This is a genomic window from Streptomyces sp. NPDC035033, from assembly GCF_040636735.1.
Classification (GTDB): Bacteria; Actinomycetota; Actinomycetes; order Streptomycetales; family Streptomycetaceae; genus Streptomyces.
In genome coordinates this window covers 1-16,242 of record NZ_JBEZUZ010000043.1, presented here as the reverse complement: position 1 = coordinate 16,242, position 16,242 = coordinate 1, and the positions used below count along the sequence as shown (strand labels likewise).

Here is a 16,242-nt window from a genome sequence, read left to right as displayed (position 1 = left end):
ACCGCGCGGGCCCGAGGGGCTCAGAAGTCCACCGGGTCGCGGACGAGGGGGCAGGTCATGCAGTGGCCGCCGCCCCGTCCGCGGCCCAGTTCCGCGCCCACGATGGTGATGACCTCGATGCCGGCCTTCCGCAGCAGCGTGTTGGTCTGGGTGTTCCGGTCGTAGGTGAAGACCACCCCGGGCTCCAGGGCGACGGCGTTGTTGCCGCTGTCCCACTGCTGCCGTTCGGAGGCGTAGACGTCGCCGCCGGTCTCGATCACCCGCAGGCCCGGCAGGCCGAGGGCCTTGGCGACGACGTCCACGAAGGGCGTGTCGCCCTCGTCGGTGATCTCCACGCCCGGCGCCCGGTCCGAGGGGCGCAGCGAGAAGCTGTGCACGGCGTCCACGATCTTCGGGTAGAGCGTGACGACGTCCCGGTCGGCGAAGGTGAAGACGGTGTCGAGGTGCATGGCCGAGCGGAGCTTGGGCATGCCGGCGACGACGACGTGGTGGGCGGCGCCGTTCTCGAAGAGGGCGCGGGCGACCTGTGTGATGGCCTGCCGGGAGGTGCGCTCGCTCATGCCCATGAGGACGACGCCGTTGCCGACCGGCATGATGTCGCCGCCCTCGAAGGTGGCCTGGCCCCAGTCCCGTTCGGGGTCGCCCCACCAGACGGTGGCGTCCTCGAAGGCCGGGTGGAAGGTGTAGACGGCCTTCATCAGCAGCGTCTCGCCGTGCCGGGCGGGCCAGTACAGCGGGTTGAGCGTCACCCCGCCGTACAGCCAGCAGGTGGTGTCGCGGGTGTAGAGGGTGTTGGGGAGCGGCGGCATCAGGTACTCGCGGGCGCCGACGCCCTCGCGGGCCAGGGCCGCGTAACCGGAGCGGAAGTCCTCGGGCAGGTCGGCGGTGGAGAGGCCGCCGATCAGGTGGTCGGTGAGTTCCCGCGGGGCGAGCGAGTCGAGGAAGGCGCGGGTGTCGTCGATGAGCCCGAGGCCGACCTCGTTGGCGGTGATCTTGCGGTCGAGGAGCCATGCCCTCGCCTCGGGGAGCGCCATGGTCTCGGTGAGCAGGTTGTGCAGCTCGACGACCTCGACCCCGCGCTGGACCAGCTTGTTGACGAAGTCGGCGTGGTCGCGCTGGGCGTTCTCCACCCACATGACGTCGTCGAAGAGGAGGTCGTCGGAGTTGGTCGGGGTCAGTCTGCGGTGGGCGAGTCCCGGGGAGCAGACGAGGACCTTGCGGAGCCGGCCGACCTCGGAGTGGACGCCGAGGGGCCGCGCGGCCCCGGGGGTGTCGGGTTGCATCGCTGACCTTTCCGGAGGGGGGTGGTTCACAGCTCGATCCAGCCGGCCGCGAGGGCGATCACGCCGACGACGGCTCCGGCGACGGAGACGGCGCAGATGACCGCCTCCTTCGGGGAGAACAGGCGCCGGTTCCGCTCCCGCCGGGCCTGGACGAAGAGCAGGGTCGCGGGGGCGTAGAGCAGGAAGGAGACGAGGACGAACTTCAGCCCGGCCGCGTACAGCAGGAAGGCCGTGTAGAGGGTGGCGAGGGCGGCGACGACGAGCTCGCGCCGGGTCCCGCGCCCGGCCACCCGGTTCTCGTGGGGCCGCAGGGCGATCTTCAGGGCGAAGGCGGCGGCCAGCAGGAAGGGGATGAGGCTGAGGGCGCTGGTGAGGTCGAGGGCGAAGTTGAAGGCGTCGTCGGAGAAGGCGGTGACGACGAGGACGACCTGGCTGAGGGCGGTGGTCAGCAGCAGGGCGGGGGCGGGGACGTCGTTCTCCGTGGCGCGGCCGAGGAAGCGGGGCATGTCCTCGTCCCCGGCGGCGACGAAGAGGACCTCGGCGGCCATGAGGGTCCAGGCGAGGTAGGCGCCGAGGACGGAGACGATGAGGCCGGCGGAGACGAAGACCTGGCCCCAGGTTCCGACGGCGGCCTCCAGGACGCCCGCCATGGAGGGCTGGCGGAGTTCGGCGATCTCGCTCATGGGCAGGATGCCGTACGACACGATGGTGACCGACGCGAAGACGGCGAAGACGCTGAGGAAGCCGAGGACCGTGGCGCGGCCGACGTCCTCGCGCCGCTTGGCGTGCCGGGAGTAGACGCTGGCGCCCTCGACGCCGAGGAAGACGAAGACGGTGGCGAGCATGGTGCCGCGGACCTGGTCGAAGAGGGAGCCGGCGTAGTCGGCGCCGCCCCAGTTCTCCGCGAAGACCGACGGTTCGAAGAAGAACAGCGCCAGGACGACGAAGACGACGATGGGCACGATCTTGGCGACGGTCACGATCCGGTTGATCGCCGCGGCCTCCTTGACGCCGCGGCGGACGAGCAGGAAGAAGCCCCACAGGCCGGCCGAGGAGAGCACGATCGCGAGCGCGGTGTCGCCGTCGCCGAGGGCGGGCACGACGGCGCCCACGGTCGACATGATCAGCACCCAGTAGGTGACGTTGCCGACGCAGGCGCTGGCCCAGTAGCCGAAGGCGGAGAAGAAGCCGAGGTACTCGCCGAAGCCGGCCTTGGCGTACGCGTACACGCCGGCGTCCAGGTCGGGCCGGCGCACGGCGAGCGTCTGGAACACGAAGGCGAGCATCAGCATGCCGAGGCCCGCGACGGCCCAGGCGATGAGCGCTCCGGCGACGCCGGTCTCCTGGGCGAAGCGCCGGGGCAGCGAGAAGACCCCGGCCCCGACCATGGAGCCGACGACCATGGCCGTGAGGGTGAGGAGGCTGAGTTTGACGGCCGGTGCGGCGCCTGTCGAGGCGGTGTCGGCGCTGGGTTCCGCTCGGGTCATGGCGTACCTCGGGGGCGCGTTCGGGCCGTGGATCGGCGCGGAAGGGGACAGCGTCCGGCCGATGAGACTCTAACGGGAACGCACCCTTTGCGCCCGTTTTGTCCGATCATGAGGGCGCGGCCCGCGCCGACGGAGAACGCCCGGCTCCCCCGCTGTCGGGGGAGCCGGGCGCTCGTGTTCCGCTCGGCGGAGGGGGCGTCAGCGGACCGGGGTCGCGTGGGCGGTCTCGAAGGCCGCGAAGGCGGCCTCCTGGCGCCATTCGAGGGTGGCCTTCGGGCTGCCCTCGACGAGCCGGCGACAGGCCGCGGAGCGGATCGGGACGCCGGGGCGCTCACCGCGGCAGGCGGGGACGGTCCGGTAGCCCTCGGCGGTCGGGTTGCCGCGCCACAGGCTCTCGCCCGGGAGGAAGGCGTACTCCAGGGAGGCGCGGGCGAGGTCCTTCAGCTCCGGGTACGACAGGCCGTAGGTGCGGGCCGCGTACCGGTACTCGTGGCTGATGTCGATCCGGGAGATGCCGGGGTCGTCGGTGGCGAGGACCACCGGGACGCCGTGGGCGCGGTACGTCTCGAAGGGGTGGTCGGCGCCGCGGACGCCGAGGATCTGGGCGTTGCTGGTGAAGGGCACCTCGACGGCGACCTCGCGGGCGGCCATGGTGCGGGCGGTGCCCTGCCAGTCGTCCTCGTGGCGGAGGTCCACGCCGTGCCCGACGCGCTCGGCGCGGGCCACGCCGACGGCCTCGGCGATGTGGAAGGAGAGGTCCTCGGGCTTGACCAGGCCGGGCCACAGCTCGCCCGCGTGCAGGGTGACGTGCGCCTTCGGGTAGACGCCGCGCAGGTGGGCGATCATCCGCATCTGGAGGCGGTAGTTCTGGAGCGAGCTGTCCCAGTCCTCCGGCTGGACCAGGTTGACGGCGACGAAGCGGCCGTCCCGCTCCGCCAGCCGCATGCCGAGCGCCAGCTGGGTGAAGACGCGCACGGGCGAACTGCCGCGGGAGACCTGGGAGATCCAGCGGACGGTGAGCCCGCAGGCGGGCCGCTCGCGCTCGGTGCCGCAGCCGGCCTCCTTCCGGAACTCGGCGTCGCCGGCGTCGGCCTCCTTCACCGCCTCCGCGACGAGGGCGTCGAGCCGGCCGCCGGCCGTGAGCTTCTTGTGCAGGGCGGCCAGGTCGGGGTCCCAGCCGGTGGCGTCGGCGAGCTTCTTGGCGCCGTCGGAGGCCGGGCTGACCATCGTCTCCAGGTACGACTGGTTCTGCGCGGCGACGTCGTCGGCGAAGGAGGCGAGGAGCTTGCCGCGGTTGCGCCAGGTCACCTCGCCGAACTTGCCGAAGGCGTCGAAGAAGTGGTCGTGGCCGTTGCCGTCCGGCGGGAAGTCCTGCATGGACCAGGCGCGGACGAGCGCGGTGTGGAAGGCCCGGTCGGTCCGGGCGTCGGCGGCGGGGCGGGTGCCGGGGCCGCACGGCGGGGCCACCGCGGTCATGGTCGCGGTGTCGATGCAGAGCCCGTCCTCGGCGGCGAGGGTGATCAGGTACTCGGTGGAGACGGCTCCCGAGAGGTGGTTGTGGAGCTCCCCGCCCTTGGGCATCGACCGGAAGAACTCCTCGACCCGGGCGGGTCGTTCGCGTACGGCCGCCAGGTAGGCGTCGGTGCGGGCCTCGGCGGGGGTCGGCACCCGGGGCGCGGCGGCGGGTCCGGCGGCCGGGAGGGCCCCGGCGGCCGGGGTGCCGGTCGCGGGGTGGGCGGAGGCGGGGAGGGCGGCGCTCAGCGGCAACAGGCCGAGCACGGCCGCGGCGGCCGGGAGGAGCCGGCGGCGCGCGGCGGATCGGTGGGGCGTAGTCACCGGAGCATGATCGCGAGGTCCGGGCGGCGCCGGGGCCGGTGAAACGCGAGGGCGGGGCGGACCACCCGACCGGGTGACCGGATCCCCCTCGAACGGGTGATCCCGGCGATCACGTTCGAGTGCGCCCGGGTGCGGATGCCGCGCCCCCGCCGTGAATGCCTCCGCGGGGACGGGGCAGCCGCCCGCTGTACGGGAGTCCACGACGCCACGAACAGCGGCAGGGGGTCGCCATGTCCACGGCACGCGACATCATGACCCCGGACGTGACCTGCGTCCGGAGCGACGAGAGCGTGGTCGAGGCCGCGCGGAAGATGGTCGAGCTCGACGTCGGCGCGCTGCCGATCTGCGGGCCGGACGAACGCCTGAAGGGCATGCTCACCGACCGCGACATCGTGGTGCGGGTGGTCGCCGAGGGGCGGGACCCGTCCACGTGCACGGCCGGCGACCTGGCCCAGGGCGAGATCGTGACGGTGGGCGCCGACGACTCGCTGGAGCGGGTCCTGGAGCTGATGGCCGACCGGAAGATCCGCCGGGTGCCCGTGATCGACGGGCACGTCCTGGTGGGGATCATCGCCCAGGCGGACGTGGCCCGCCGGCTGCCCGACAGCACCGTCGGCGACCTGGTCTCGGACGTCTCGCGCCCGGCGGCCTGAGCCGGGACCGGCCGCCCGGGCCCTCCCCGGCCGCCGTCGGCGCCCACGGCGCCGGCCGCGACCGCCGGAGGGCCGGAGCGGGCGCGGAGGTGCGGGGGCATGGAGGTGCGGGGGCGCGGGCGCGTGCCGGCGCGGGCTTATTCCGGTGCGCCCGGGGGCGGGCCGGTGGTGGAATCGCCGGATGCGCGCGAACGACGAGCGGACGACGGTGGTGGACCGGGGGCGGTTCCCCGACGCGGTGACGCCCTGGGACGACGGGGAGTGGCGGCGGGAGGTCCTCGGCTGGGCCGAGCGGGTCCTGGCCGGGCACGGCCTGGCGGAGACGGGCGTCCGGGAGGTGCGGCTGCGGCCCTGGTCGGTCCTGGTGCGGTTCCGCACCGGCGGCGGCGAGCGGGACGCGGTGTGGCTGAAGGCGGGCGCCCCGTCCAACGCCTTCGAGGCCGGGCTGGCGGAGGCGCTCGCCGCGTGGGTGCCGGAGGACGTGGTGACCCCGCTGGCGGTGGACGCCGGGCGGGGCTGCGCGCTGCTGCCCGACGGCGGGCCGCTCTTCCGCGGGGTCCTCGACGCGGGCGCGGCCGGCCCGGAGGCGTGGGCGACGGCGCTGGGCCGGTACGCGGGGATGCAGCGGCGGCTCGTCCCGTACGCGGACCGGATCGCCGGCCTGGGCGTGCCGGGCGCCCGGACGCGGGAGCTGCCGGACGCCTTCGAGGCGCTCGTCGCCCGCAACCCCCTCTTCGACGCCGGCGAGCGGGCCGCCCTGCTGCGGCAGCGGCCCCGGCTCGCCGACTGGTGCGCGGAGCTCGACGCGTACGGCCTGCCCGACTCGCTCGACCACTGCGACCTGCACGACGGCCAGGTCCTCGCCCCGGCCCCCGGCCGCTTCACCTTCTTCGACTGGGGCGACGCCTGTGTCGCGCACCCCTTCGGCAGCCTCCTGGTCCCGGTCCGCGCGGTGCGGGAGCGGTACGGCCCCGGCCACGTGGCCCCGATGGTGGACGCGTACCTGGAGCGGTGGGGCGGGCTCGGCCCGTCGGCGGCGGAGCTGCGGCGCGCCGCGCTCCTGGCCGTGCGGCTGGCGGCGCTGGGCCGCGCCGGCTCCTGGTTCCGGCTCTTCCCCGGCACCCCGACCGGCGACAGCGACGAGGCGAGCGCCCACTGGGTCCGGGAGCTGTTCGCCGCCGACGACGCGTGGTGACGCCCCCTCACTGCCGGCTCCTCCGACCGCTCCCGCCTGGCACTTCGTGTCTCCGTGCGGCGAGCCGGCCGAGTCGGCCACGCCCGTCCCCATACCCAGGGGGGGTATGGGGACCCGTGAAGATCAGGGGCCCTCGCACCCCGTCCTCGCGGGAGGGCCGGGATGGCACCGCGTGCCTGGTCGGCGGGGACCGGGACGTCGGCTGGACGGCGGGCCCGGCGAGCTGGAAACCTCGGCGTTCGAGGACCCGATCACCGGTCCCGTACGTGCGCCGCCGCGAGGGGAGCGTGGCGCGGGCCCGTGCTCGTCGCGTCCTCGAAGGCGCGTCCGCCGCACCCGTACGCGCCGGTACCGCGAGGAGGAGGACCACCGATGACCGCCGCCCGGGAAGAACGGCTCCGGCTCGACGCCGCGAGCGTCGACAACGCGAGGACGACGCTGCTCCAGCTCCTCGCGCGGGCGGGGGTGTACTCCGGTGACGCCGAGGAACTGATCGGCCTCGTCGAGGCGGGCGCGCTCGCCGTCGCGCACGAGGAGCTGGCGGGCACGGGCCGTCAGGCCCCGCCGGGGAGCGGCGAGTCGTACGCGGCGGGCTGGCGCGACGGCTCGCGGGCCGTCGCCGAGGGGCTCGCCGGCCTCGCCGACCGGGCGCTGGGCGCGGCCGTCGCGGCGGAGGACGACGGGGAGCGGGACGCCCGGCCGCCGGTCGGCCGGATGGAGGTCGAGCGGGCCAAGGTGGCGGTCGTCCCGCTGTACCTCTCCTTCTCGGCGGAGTCCGGCCTCGACCCCGAGGTCACCGAGCAGGTGCTCGCGGCCGTGCTCGCGACGATGGGCGCCCGGGAGCGGGCGGCCTACCCGGGCCGGCTGACCCGGTTCGCCGCGGACCACCGGGCCCGTCTGGAGCGGCTGTACGCCACGTACGGCCCCGGCAGCGCCATCGCCATCCACGGCCGCTACACCCTGGTCCACTCCCCCACGAGCCTCGCCGTCCTGGAACGGCTCGCCGCGCGCCCGGAGGAGCTGCGGGAGGAGTGGGACACGGCCGAGCTGCCGCCCGCCTGGCTGGACGGGCTGACGCGGGCGTGGGAGGCGTCGGCCTGACGCCCCCTCACGGGCCGGCGGACGCGGATGCCGCCGGTCCGGGCCGGCGTGGGGCCGCGTCGGGGCAGAACCGGGCACGGGTGTCGTACGGGACACCTGGGAGGGTGGATTCCGTCACAGCGGGGCGGGGCGGCGCGGAACCGGGTGGCGCGCGGGGCGGGGGGCCCGCATAGGGTGGCGGCATGCCCAGAACTTCTCCGGCCCTTGCCCTTGACGCCCTCCTCGAAGGCAACCGTCGTTTCGTCTCCGGCACGCCCGAGCACCCGAACCAGGACGCCGCCCGTCGTACGGAGCTCGCCCCCGGCCAGGACCCGTTCGCCGTCATCCTCGGCTGCTCCGACTCGCGGCTCGCGGCCGAGATCATCTTCGACCGGGGCCTCGGCGACCTCTTCGTCGTCCGCACCGCGGGCCACGTCACCGGTCCCGAGGTCCTGGGCAGCGTGGAGTACGCGACGAGCGTCCTCGGCGCGCGGCTCGTGGTCGTGCTCGGCCACGACTCCTGCGGCGCGGTCGCCGCGGCCCGCGCGGCCGTGGAGGACGGCTTCGCGGCGCGCGGCTTCGTGCGGGACGTGGTGGAGCGGGTGACGCCGAGCGTACTGGCGGCCCGGACCGCCGGTCTGACGGCGGACAGCGACATCATCGACGAGCACATCCGGCACACCGCGGACCTGCTCCTGGAGCGCTCCCGGCTGCTGTCCGAGCAGGTGGCGGCGGGCGAGGTCGCCGTCGTCGGCCTCGGCTACGAGCTGGCCGGGGGCAGCGCCCGCCTGGTCGCCACGCACGGCGCCGTGGCCCAGGAGGAGGGAACCCCGGCGTGACGTCCCGCTTCGACTGCGCCGATCCTGCGGCCCGTGCCGCGGGCCTCGGCGAGGCCGCGGCCGCGGTGCGGCGCGGCGACCTGGTGGTCCTGCCGACGGACACCGTCTACGGGGTCGGGGCGGACGCCTTCGACCCGAAGGCGGTCGCCGCGCTGCTCGCGGCGAAGGGCCGCGGCCGCCACAAGCCCTCCCCCGTCCTGGTCGGCTCGGTGGCCGCCCTCGACGAGCTGACGGACGAACTGCCCGACGCCGCGAGGGCGTTGATCGAGACCTTCTGGCCGGGCGGGCTGACCCTGGTGGTCCGGCACCGCGCGTCCCTGGACTGGGACCTCGGCGAGACCGGCGGCACGGTGGCCGTCCGCATGCCGGACCACCCGCTCGCCCTCGAACTCCTCGCGACGACGGGCCCGCTGGCCGTCTCCAGCGCCAACCTGACCGACCACCCGTCCCCGCAGGACTGCGACGCCGCCCAGGCGATGCTGGGCGACTCGGTCGCGGTGTACCTCGACGGCGGCCGCACCGCCGGGGCGGTCTCCTCGTCGATCGTGGACCTGAGCGGCGACACCCCGGTCCTCGTCCGCGACGGCGTCCTGCCGGTCGCCGGACTCCGGGCGCTCGTACCGGACCTGATCGTCCGCTGAGCCCCCTCCGGTCCGTCCCGTGCCCCGGCGCCCCTCGTGGGGGCCGGGGCACGGTCGTACGCACCGCCGGGACGGGTCCGCCCTCCCGGCCGGACCGGCCCCGGCCCGCCCCGCCCCGGCCCGATGCCGGTCCGGGAGGGCGGTCCGTCATGATCGGGGCATGCGAAGGAAGACCGCGCCGGACGCCGGCGCCCCCGTCCTGTCCCCGTACCAGGAGGCGCTGCGCCGCCGCCTCCTGGACGCGCCGGTCGTCCCGGCGCCGGAGCCGTGGCGGGACGTGTTCGGCGGGTGCGCGGCCGTCGGCGGGCTCACGGGCATCGGCTTCGACGTGGACCCCGCCACCGGGCACGACCTGGTGATGGTCGTGTCCCACGACGGGTACGGCGTCTTCGACGCGGTGACGGGCGAACGGATCGCGCGGGACCGGGACCCCGAGGACGACGGGCCGGACGGCACGCCCGACCTCTCGTGCCCCGGGATCGGGCCGCTCGCCGGGCGGCGGGTGCGCGTCGCGGGGCTGTTCGGCGGCGGGCTGCACGGCACGAGCGGCGACGGCTGGACGGTGGACGTCGAGGCTCCCGACTGGCCGAACCACCGGGTCCTGCTCTCGGCCAATGGCGGGAACTGGCACCGGCCGCCGCACACCGACGGCTGGTGGCACGTCTTCCACTCCACCTGGTCGACGCTGCGCGCCGCCGGCTTCTCCCCGTCGGGGCGGACGCTCGCGGTCGCCACGTCCAGCGACCTGACGCTGTGGACGCGCCACCCCGCGCGAGCCACCGACGGGCGTCCGTGAGCCCCGACCGGGCGCCCGCGGGCCTCGGCCGGGCGCCCGCGGGTCGGTCAGGCGTCGAGGACGGCGGCGACGGCCTCGATCTCGACGAGCTGGTCGCGGTACCCGAGCACGGTGACGCCCATCAGGGTGCTCGGCACGTCGTGGTCGCCGAAGGCGTCCCGGACGACCTCCCAGGCGGCCACCAGGTCCTCCCGACGGGTCGTCGCGACGAGCACGCGGGTGTTGATGACGTCCTCGATCCCGGCCCCGGCGTCCTTCAGCGCCGTCCGCAGGTTCTCGACGCAGGCGGCCGCCTGGCCGGCGACGTCCCCGACGGCGACGGTCGCGCCGTCGGCGTCGAGCGGGCAGGAACCGGCCAGGAAGATCAGCCGGGCCCCGGCGGGCGCGGTCGCCGCGTACGCGTACTCGGCGACGTCGGACAGGGTGGCGGAACGGATGAGGCTGACGGCACGGGGCACGGGGATTCCTCTCGGCTGCGGCGCGCCGGAGCCGCGCCGGCCCCGGTCGCGGGAACGCACCACCCTCTCAGGCTTCCCCCGGCGGCTCGACCGGTTTTCCCGTGGCTCCGGCCCGGGCCCCGGGACACCGGCGGCCGGCCGGCCGCCGCTCAGCCGGCGGACGGGCGGGCGGGCCAGTGACGGTGGAGGGCGTCGATGCGGAAGGGGTGGGAGTGCCGGTGGCCGGGGGCGGGGACGGCGGCCACGTGGGGGTGCCCCGCGGGGAGTTCGGGGTGGGCGTGCTCCAGTTCGTCGGGGTCGTGGCGCGGCCAGAGGCGGCGGGCGGCCAGGGCGGCGGCGAGGGTCACGGCGGCGAGCGCGGCGGCGGAGGCGGCGGGACCCGCGCGGGAGGCGAGCCAGCCGGCGAGCGGGTAGGTGAGCAGCCAGCAGCCGTGCGAGAGCGAGAAGTGGGCGGCGAAGAGCGCGGGCAGGTCGCGGTCGGCGGCGGAGCGGCGCAGCAGCCGGCCGCCGGAGGTGAGGACCGCCGAGGTGGCGGCGCCGAGGCAGAGCCAGAGGGCGAGCAGCGCGGGCCAGGCGGCCGCCGGGTGCGCGCCGGCCCAGCCGGAGGCGAGGCCGGCGGTCAGCAGGGCGAGCGCGGCGGCGAGGATTCCGGCGGCGGGGAGCGCCAGGGCCCGGTCGCCGGCGCGGCCGAGGAGGCGCGGGAGCAGCAGGGCCGCGGTCATGGAGCCGGCCCCGTACGCGGCGAGGGCGAGGGAGACGTCGCCGGCCGGGCGGCCCAGACCGCCGCGGACGAGGACGACGGTGTCGACGAGGACCATCGCCCCGGCGGCGGCCACCGCCAGGTCGAGGGCGAGCAGGGCGCGCAGCCTCGGGGTGGCGAGCAGCAGCCGCGCGCCGGTCACCCGCCCCGCCGCCGGCCCGGGTCCCTCGTCCGGCGGGAGGCGCAGGGGCAGGACGAGGAGCGCGGAGAGGAGGAAGCCGGCCGCCGTGCCGGTGAACAGCCACCCGTACGGGACGAGGGCGAGGAGGGCGGCGGCGAGGGCCGGGCTCGCCAGGCTCTCCAGGTCGTAGGCGAGCCGGGAGAGGGCGAGGGCCCGGGTGTAGTCGTCCTCCCGGGGCAGGACGCGCGGGATCGTCGCCTGGAAGGCCGGGGTGAAGACGGCCGAGGCCGCCTGGAGCAGCAGCACGAGGGCGTACACCTGCCAGAGCTCGCGCACGAACGGCAGGGCCAGCGCGGCGCCGAGCCGTACGAGGTCGGCGCCGACGAGCAGGGTCCGCCGGGGCACGCGGCGGGCGAGCGCCCCGGCGAGCGGTGCCAGACCGACGTACGCGGCCATCTTGAGCGCGAGGGCGGTGCCGAGCACGGCGCCGGCGTGCGCGCCCGCGAGGTCGTACGCGAGGAGGGCGAGGGCCACGGTCGCGAGGCCGGTGCCGGTGAGGGCGACGGCCTGGGCGAGGAAGAGGTGCCGGTAGGTGCGGTCGCGCAGGACGGACAGCATGGGGACGCCCTCGGTCGGCGGCGGGTGCGGTCGCCTTCACCGTACCGGACATGTGCATGGGTGCGCACATGTTGACGTGAGGGCTTTTCCCTCCCCTCTCCGCGTCCTCCTCAGTCGTGCCAGGGTTCCCCCGTGACCACGTGGTCGGCACGGTTCAGGGCCTCGACCACCAGCCGCTTCAGATGGCCGTCCGGCAGCGCGTAGACCACCCGCCGCCCGTCCTTCCGCGCCTGCACCAGCCCGCCCAGGCGCAGCTTGGCCAGATGCTGGCTCACCGCCGGGCGCGCGGCCCCGCACGCCTCGGTCAGCGCGCCGACGTCGGCCTCGCCCCGCGTCAGGAGCCACAGCAGCTGCAGCCGGGTCGGGTCGCTGAGCAGCCCGAACACCTCGGCCGCCGCCGCGAGCTCCGGCGCTCCCGGCGTCCGGGGGTGGACGGGGGACACGACCTGTTCACGCACGGGATCCGCCATGCGCCCATCGTAGGGACGGCGGGGCGGAGGGCGGGCGGCGGACGGCGGGAGGGTGAGCGGGTGCACGGAGGGGGGAGGGCGCCGTGGGGTCCGTTCCGACCGCTCCGGGGCGTCCGCATCCCGGTACGGGTGACCGGTCCGTGGACTGTCGTGCACGGGGGCGGCTTCTCGGGTGAGGATGCTGCCGGACGGCCGGGACATGGCCGGGAGCGAGGAGAGACGACGATGACCATCGAGTGGCGCTACACCATCCACCCCGGCCTCGGTGTGCTCTCCCTGGCCGGTTTCCTCGGGCAGGAGGCCGTGGGCCGGTTCCAGGGAGCGGTCGGCTGGGCGCTCGCGCGGGGCACCGGGCCCGTGGTGCTGGACCTGACCGGGCTGCGCGGATGGTCCGACGGGGGCCGGCTCGCCGTCTCGGAGGCGGCGCTGCGGCTCGCCGCCGAGGGGCGGGGGCTCGAACTCGCCGCCGTCCCGGAGGGCGAGGCCTTCGGGACGGGCGGCGGTCCGGGCGCGGGGCCCGGCGCGGCCCTCGGCGCCGGGGAGGCGGTCGTCGCGGTGCACGGCGATCTCGCCGCCGCGCTCGCCGCCCACCGGGACCGGGGCGCCGAGGAACGCGAGTGGCGCAGCGACGCCTGGCCCGAGAACGCCTGAGGGGGCGGCGTACGCCCCTCGGCCGAGGGCACGACGCGCGGCCCCTGGCCGGGGGCGCGGCGTACGGTCCCTGAGCAAGGGCGCGGCGTACGGCCCCGGCGCCCGCGCGCCGTTCGTACGCGAGGTGCGCCAGGTGCGCCGGCCGTGCGCCGGGGCGTACGCCGGTCGCGCTCAGAACCAGTGGAGGCAGTGCGGCGGGCGCTCGGTCCGGAAGAGGGCGTCGGCGAGGGGGGCCGCGGCCTCGTGGTGGGCCCGGACGTGTCCGGCGCGCACGAGGGTGCTGGGGGCGGTGCCGCCGAGGTAGACCGCGCCGAGGTCCCTCACGTCCAGGCTCAGGTCGGGTTCCCGGTCCGTGGGGACGCAGGCGGGTTCGCCGTCCCGGACGGTCAGCAGATGACGGCCGCGTTCGCCGAGGAAGGGGTCGTCGACGTCGAGGACGAGTTCGCCGTCGGCGGCCCAGCCCCGGGCGGTCAGCGCGCGGGGGACGTCGAGGATCCGCACCCAGAGCCAGTCGGTCTCCTGGTCGGCCTCGCCGGCGCGGAGGTCCGCGAGCTGCCAGCGCAGCGGGTGGCCGGGCGGCACGTGCTTGAGGACGACCTCGGTGACCAGGTCGTGTCCGAGGACGAACCGGGCCAGGGCCGTGAAGACGGCGTCGTCGACGGCGACGGTCTCGTCGACCGTCAGGGTGCCGCCGTCGACCGTGTAGACGGCGTATCCGTCGGGGGCGCCGCCGGCGTCCCGGTGGACGGCGACGTGGCGCGGCGCCGGAGCGACCGGCGGCTGCCCCGCGCCCAGGGCCCACCAGCGGGGCGGCCGGGAGAGCGCGCCGGGCCGGGCGCGGCGGTAGCGGTCGTAGACCTCCTCCAGGAGCGCGCCGCACTCGGCACGCCGCAGCACCTCGATCCGGTCCGCGCCCGCTCCGGCGCCGGCCGCCCCGCCCGCCCGGGGGCGGTCGAGACCGGCGCGGTGGCGCGGCACGGTCAGCCGTCGCGTGAAGGTCGCGGGGCCGTAGCCGTACCTGCCGTAGATCGGCGCCTCCGAGGCCAGCAGCACGGAGAGGAACTCGCCGCGGGCGCGCAGCTCCTTGAGCTGACGGGCCATCAATCCGGTGAGCACGCCCCGGCGTCGGTGCGAGGGCAGGACGCCGACGGCGGTCACCCCGGCGGCCGGGACGACGGCGCCGCCGGGCAGGGTGAGTTCGAAGGAGTACGCGCCGGCGGTACCGGCCGGCCGGCCGTCGGCGTCCGTGGCGAGGAGGCCCCGGTCCATCTCCAGCGCCGCCCACCACACCCCGCCGCCGTCCTCGCGCGGGGCCTCCGGGAAGCGGCCGAAGGCCGTGTGCAGGGTGCCGACGAAGACGTCGAGGTCCTGGTCGGTCGTGGGGCGGATCTCCATGACTGCGGCTGCCTCCCGGCTCCCGGCGCCACACCTCATGGCGTCCGACCACAGTCCAGCGCCGGCCCGTGACCTGGTCAAACGAATTACGGCCGGGCCCGGGGGAGTTCACGGCGGAGGGCGCCCGCCCGCGCCCGCCCCACCCCTGTCGTTCAGGTCCGTGAACCTTAATCACGTACGCGCATATTGACGTGTCTCCGACACCCGTCCTAGCGTCTTCGCCGGCGCCAGAAAGCGCTTTCCCCCCCATGTCCGAGCCGCCTCCCCCACTGGAGACACCGATGCGCCCCACCCCCCTCCCCCTCGCCGTCGGCGTGAGCCTCGTCGCCGGCACCCTCGTCGCGCTGACGGCCGCCGGCGGCGCCCAGGCCGCGACCGGGCGGTACGAGGCCGAGACCTCGCCCGCCGTCTGCACCGGCACGGTCGACTCCGACTGGACCGGCTTCTCCGGCAGCGGCTTCTGCAACGGCACCAACACCGTCGGCGCGTACGCGCAGTTCACCGTCTCCGCGCCCGCCGCCGGGACGGCGACGCTCACCGTGCGGTTCGCCAACGGGTCGGCCACCGCCCGCCCGGCCGACGTCGTCGTCAACGGCACGACCGTGGCGGCGGGCGCCTCCTTCGAGTCCACCGGCACCTGGACGGGATGGACCTCGAAGACGTTCACCGTGCCGGTCTCGGCCGGGTCCAACACCGTGCGGCTCACTCCGACGACCGCCGCCGGGCTGCCCAACGTCGACCACGTCGAGCTCACCACCTCCGACGCCCCCGCCCCCTCCGGCCCCGTCCTCTACGTGTCGCCCACCGGGACCCCGGGCGCCTCCGGCACCCAGGCCGATCCGACGACGCTCACCTCCGCGATCACCCGGATCGGCGCCGGCGGCACGATCTACCTGCGCGGCGGCACGTACGCGCACTCCACCACCGTCACCGTCGCCGCGGGCAACAACGGCACCTCCGCCGCCCGCAAGACGATCGCCGCCCACCCGGGCGAGACGCCGGTCCTCGACTTCTCCGCCATGGCCGAGTCGTCCTCCAACCGGGGGCTCGTCCTGAACGGTAACTTCTGGCACGTGAAGGGCCTGATCGTCCAGCGGGCCGGTGACAACGGCATCTACGTCGGCGGCAGCGACAACGTCATCGAGCGCACGGTCACCCGCTTCAACCGCGACACCGGCCTCCAGCTCGGTCGGATCGGCTCCACCACCCCGCGCGACCAGTGGCCGGCCCGCAACCTGATGGTGAGCGTCGAGTCGCACGACAACGCCGACGCGGCCGGCGAGAACGCCGACGGCTTCGCCGCCAAGCTGACCACCGGGCCGGGGAACGTCTTCCGGTACGCGGTCGCCCACCACAACATCGACGACGGCTGGGACCTCTACACCAAGCCCGACACCGGCCCGATCGACCCGGTGACGATCGAGTACTCCCTGGCGTACACCAACGGCACCCTCTCCGACGGCACCGTGAACGCCAACGGCGACCGCAACGGCTACAAGCTCGGCGGGGAGTCCATCGCCGTCGACCACGTCGTCCGCCGCAGCATCGCCTACCGCAACGGCAAGCACGGCTTCACCTACAACAGCAACCCCGGCTCGCTGAAGGTCTCCGAGAACATCTCGGTCGACAACGCCCAGCGCAACTTCACCTTCGAGGCGGGCACGTCGGTCTTCCGGGGCAACACGTCCTGCCGCAGCACGAGTTCCGGCACCAACGACAAGCTCGTGGGCGACGTGGACGCCACGAACCAGTTCTGGTCCGGTACGAACGGCTCGCGCTGCGCGAACCACAGCGGCGTGCTCGGCTGGTCGTTCGCCTCGAACGGCTCGCTCGCCGTCACCTTCGGGGGCCGCCCCGTCACCTGGTGACCCGTCAGCCGCGGGGGCGGCGCCGCCCCCCGGGGGAGGGGCGGCGCGCGCGCAGGGCGCCGGGGGCCGGCGGCCCCCCGGCGAGCCCGCC

The 16,242-nt window shown here is 75.7% G+C and carries 15 protein-coding genes; 8 read left to right on the top strand and 7 right to left on the bottom strand.

The features are described from left to right. Positions 1-20: 20 nt before the first annotated feature. From AB0E83_RS19085 to AB0E83_RS19075, 3 genes are all read right to left on the bottom strand, one after another. Positions 21-1,283 (bottom strand): arginine deiminase, encoded by a 1,263-nt coding sequence (locus tag AB0E83_RS19085; protein ID WP_362112658.1) that lies wholly within the window; start codon positions 1,281-1,283, stop codon positions 21-23. 26 nt (positions 1,284-1,309) lie between these two features. Further along, complete coding sequence (locus AB0E83_RS19080; protein WP_362112655.1) at positions 1,310-2,770, bottom strand: basic amino acid/polyamine antiporter; 1,461 nt, start codon at positions 2,768-2,770, stop codon at positions 1,310-1,312. Between the two features lie 198 nt (positions 2,771-2,968). After that, positions 2,969-4,606, bottom strand: a complete 1,638-nt coding sequence (locus AB0E83_RS19075) for an adenosine deaminase (protein ID WP_362112652.1) — start codon at positions 4,604-4,606, stop codon at positions 2,969-2,971. Positions 4,607-4,836: 230 nt separating this feature from the next. On the opposite strand from AB0E83_RS19075, the gene AB0E83_RS19070 reads away from it, so the two are divergent. From AB0E83_RS19070 to AB0E83_RS19045, 6 genes are all read left to right on the top strand, one after another. Beyond that, positions 4,837-5,259, top strand: a complete 423-nt coding sequence (locus AB0E83_RS19070) for a CBS domain-containing protein (protein ID WP_362112650.1) — start codon at positions 4,837-4,839, stop codon at positions 5,257-5,259. A gap of 181 nt (positions 5,260-5,440) precedes the next feature. Next, the gene (locus tag AB0E83_RS19065) at positions 5,441-6,454 is read left to right on the top strand and encodes an aminoglycoside phosphotransferase family protein (protein WP_362112647.1); all 1,014 of its coding nucleotides are present in this window, start codon (positions 5,441-5,443) and stop codon (positions 6,452-6,454) included. A gap of 372 nt (positions 6,455-6,826) precedes the next feature. Next, positions 6,827-7,555, top strand: coding sequence for a hypothetical protein (locus AB0E83_RS19060; protein WP_362112644.1), 729 nt, complete (start codon positions 6,827-6,829; stop codon positions 7,553-7,555). A 182-nt stretch (positions 7,556-7,737) separates the two neighbouring features. Continuing rightward, positions 7,738-8,373, top strand: coding sequence for a carbonic anhydrase (locus AB0E83_RS19055; protein WP_362112642.1), 636 nt, complete (start codon positions 7,738-7,740; stop codon positions 8,371-8,373). Then, the gene (locus AB0E83_RS19050) at positions 8,370-9,014 is read left to right on the top strand and encodes an L-threonylcarbamoyladenylate synthase (RefSeq protein ID WP_362112639.1); all 645 of its coding nucleotides are present in this window, start codon (positions 8,370-8,372) and stop codon (positions 9,012-9,014) included. The genes AB0E83_RS19055 and AB0E83_RS19050 overlap by 4 nt, the downstream gene beginning before the upstream one ends. 160 nt (positions 9,015-9,174) lie before the next feature. Then, positions 9,175-9,810, top strand: coding sequence for a hypothetical protein (locus AB0E83_RS19045; RefSeq protein WP_362112636.1), 636 nt, complete (start codon positions 9,175-9,177; stop codon positions 9,808-9,810). Positions 9,811-9,857: 47 nt separating this feature from the next. Here the strand turns inward: AB0E83_RS19045 and AB0E83_RS19040 are convergent, their stop codons facing one another. From AB0E83_RS19040 to AB0E83_RS19030, 3 genes are all read right to left on the bottom strand, one after another. After that, on the bottom strand, positions 9,858-10,268 hold the full coding sequence (locus AB0E83_RS19040; RefSeq protein WP_362112633.1) for a Rid family hydrolase: 411 nt from the start codon (positions 10,266-10,268) through the stop codon (positions 9,858-9,860). Between the two features lie 149 nt (positions 10,269-10,417). Next, positions 10,418-11,767 carry an MFS transporter gene (locus tag AB0E83_RS19035; protein ID WP_362112630.1) on the bottom strand — a complete coding sequence of 450 codons (1,350 nt, stop codon included), beginning with the start codon at positions 11,765-11,767 and terminating at the stop codon, positions 10,418-10,420. 110 nt (positions 11,768-11,877) lie between these two features. Further along, entirely contained in the window at positions 11,878-12,237 is a 360-nt protein-coding gene (locus tag AB0E83_RS19030; RefSeq protein ID WP_031012026.1) for a metalloregulator ArsR/SmtB family transcription factor, read from the bottom strand. Between the two features lie 225 nt (positions 12,238-12,462). Between AB0E83_RS19030 and AB0E83_RS19025 the strand changes: the two genes are divergently transcribed. Beyond that, positions 12,463-12,888, top strand: a complete 426-nt coding sequence (locus tag AB0E83_RS19025; RefSeq protein WP_362112627.1) for an anti-sigma factor antagonist — start codon at positions 12,463-12,465, stop codon at positions 12,886-12,888. A gap of 171 nt (positions 12,889-13,059) precedes the next feature. Here AB0E83_RS19025 and AB0E83_RS19020 read toward each other — a convergent pair whose 3' ends face one another. Then, positions 13,060-14,283 (bottom strand): GNAT family N-acetyltransferase, encoded by a 1,224-nt coding sequence (locus tag AB0E83_RS19020; RefSeq protein WP_362112624.1) that lies wholly within the window; start codon positions 14,281-14,283, stop codon positions 13,060-13,062. Positions 14,284-14,564: 281 nt separating this feature from the next. On the opposite strand from AB0E83_RS19020, the gene AB0E83_RS19015 reads away from it, so the two are divergent. Next, positions 14,565-16,151, top strand: coding sequence for a carbohydrate-binding protein (locus tag AB0E83_RS19015; RefSeq protein ID WP_362112621.1), 1,587 nt, complete (start codon positions 14,565-14,567; stop codon positions 16,149-16,151). Positions 16,152-16,242: the final 91 nt, after the last annotated feature.